This is a genomic window from Micromonospora sp. WMMD736, from assembly GCF_049179015.1.
Taxonomy (GTDB): Bacteria; Actinomycetota; Actinomycetes; order Mycobacteriales; family Micromonosporaceae; genus Micromonospora.
Genome location: NZ_JBMHMI010000090.1, coordinates 1 through 2,353, shown reverse-complemented (window position 1 = coordinate 2,353; position 2,353 = coordinate 1). Strand labels below are relative to the sequence as shown.

Here is a 2,353-nt window from a genome sequence, read left to right as displayed (position 1 = left end):
CCGGCCAACCACCCCGACATGGCCGAGCGGGTGGCGGCGATGGCCGCGCATGCGCCGCCGGATCGGCTGTTGCGCTGCATCGAGGCGGTGCTGGCGTGCCGCGAGGCGCTGGCCGTCAACGTCAAGCCGAAGTTCGCGGTCGACGCCATGGTCGCCACCGTGGGCCAGGCGCTGCGCGACTGACTCCGGTGGGCAGGGGAGCAACTTGGGTGCTCGGTGGTGGCTGCCGTAGACTCACCTGCGCCCGCTTGACGGGCACGCCACCTTAGCTCAGTCGGCAGAGCGATTCACTCGTAATGAATAGGTCGGGGGTTCGATTCCCCCAGGTGGCTCCAGCTCGTTTGCGCGACCGTGCGGGTCTGCAGGTCGACACGCCGCGAAATTGTCTGCATTTGCGCACATTCGCGGCCGCGGCCCACCGCCTCAACCGCCTCAACCGCGCTGCAGCTCCGCGATCTCTTCAGGGATGTCGCCGATCGTTTCTGATCCGCGTTGTCGCCTGCTGTGCCGAACATGCCGCAGCCAGCACGGCCAGCGACCAGCACGGCCAGCACGGTGCAGATGAGCACGCGTTTCGTCACAGCCGATCCCTATCTCGGCGCCACGAACCCGACCGGGCCGGGGGAGATGCACACCGACAGCGCGGCTGTGTTGGCCTGCACCGAGATCGCGTCACCCGCACCAGGCAACCGCACGTAGACCCGATTCAGCCCGGGGCGCACCGGAACCTTCGCCTCGGCGCCTTCCGGCAACGACATCGTCAAGGACCCTTCACTGTTGGCCAGATAGTTGATCTCGGCGGTCCAGTCCGCGGGCAGCAGTGGGCCGTCGAGCGCCAGTCGCGCCGGGACGTCGGTCTGCACCAGGTATCCACACTGCGGCACCGGGCCGGGCGCGATCGAACGCACCCACGTCACCTGCCCGTCGACCACCTGCCCACTGCGATCGAGCATGCGTAGTTCCGTTGTTGCCTCGGCAAATTCGGGTCGCTCGCGGACCAGCGCGAACATGTGACTGGCCAGGTTCTCCGGCCACACCACCCGCTGCAGCACCAGCGGGTCGACCTCCTGGTCGAGCATCGCTGCGTCTGAGTTCCGATACGCCGCGGCCAAGCCCGCCTGCGCGTTGTGCAGATACCGCTGTGCCGGGTTGTCCTGCCAGCTGCGCAAGAACGTCGCCGTCGAGTAGAGGCTGCTGGCCAGGAACGCCGCTACCGCCACGGTAACCACCGCCGTGCGCACCGGCGCGGCGTCCAGCCATCTCGACCGCATCCGATTCGGCGCACACAATCCCACCGCCATCAGCAGCGCCAGCACCACCACCAGGTCCGGGAGATACCGCAATGTCTGCGCCAACTCCAGCGCGGTGAACTGGGAGGAGCGCATCAGATAGATCGGAACCTGGCACGCCACCGCGTATCCCGCGGCCACCAGCCACACCGGCCAAATGCGCTGCTTGCGCACCAGCGATACCGCCAGCACGAGCGCCAGCGCCACCCAGCCCAGCACCATCACCGTCATCGGCGGGGTGGCCCATGGTGACGCCGGCGCCCAGCGCTGCCACTCCCATGGCCCGCCGACCAGACCCGGCACGATGCCATGGGTGACCGAGCGGCGCAGCAGATCCCACGTCATCGCTAGGTCGAGACTCCACCGCTGCTGATCGACGACCACCAGGTACAGCCCGACCCACCCCGCCGTCAGCATCAGCGACGCGACCCAGAGCCGCCGGCCGACCCGCCACACGGTCGTCACCGCCGCTCGATCGCCCGCGACGTAGTAGAGCAGCACCGCAACCGTGAACGCGACAAACGGAATCACCGCAGCCTTTTCGAAGAACAGCAGTCCAGCGAAATAGGCCAGCAGCCCGGTGGCCGCGTACCGTTGATTGCCGGTGCGCGCCAACTGGATTGCGTCCGCGCTCACCCACGCCAGCGCCGCCAGCATCGGCAGCGAGTTCAGCGCCGCGGCCCACCAGGCGAAACCTGGCACCGCCAACGGGGTGAACAACGCAAACGTCAACGGCAGCAGCAAGACCGGCCGCCAGCCCAGGATCACGTGCAGCGCCCGCAGCAGCGCCAGCGAGGCCAGCAGCTGCAGCACGACCAGGCTGATCGCCGGTCCGAACCAGTCCAGTGGTGCGGCCCGGGTGATGGCGCCGGCCACCAGGAAGGCCGCGGGCATCACATGCCCATCGTGATCGTCGAACAAGAACGACGGCGACCACAGGTCCTGAGTGCCGGCCCGGCCGATCAAAATCAGGTCGTCCCAGTAGAAGTAGCCGCCGAATGCCAGCACCGACCGGACCGCCAACTGCACGGCGATCAGCGCCGCCGCGGCCCACGCGACCCAAT

The 2,353-nt window shown here is 68.2% G+C and carries 1 protein-coding gene, 1 tRNA gene and 1 pseudogene; 2 read left to right on the top strand and 1 reads right to left on the bottom strand.

Annotated elements, in window-relative coordinates; translation table 11 throughout:
• Together ACN269_RS33985 and ACN269_RS33980 are read left to right on the top strand one after the other, a co-directional pair.
• Positions 1 to 183 (top strand): annotated as a pseudogene (locus ACN269_RS33985) (DNA polymerase III subunit delta'); the annotation flags it as partial.
• Positions 184 to 259: 76 nt separating this feature from the next.
• A tRNA-Thr gene (locus ACN269_RS33980) sits at positions 260 to 335 on the top strand.
• Between the two features lie 255 nt (positions 336 to 590).
• Here the strand turns inward: ACN269_RS33980 and ACN269_RS33975 are convergent.
• Positions 591 to 2,353, bottom strand: a 1,763-nt coding sequence (locus ACN269_RS33975; RefSeq protein WP_421477333.1) for a hypothetical protein, incomplete at its 5' end; no start/stop codon positions are given.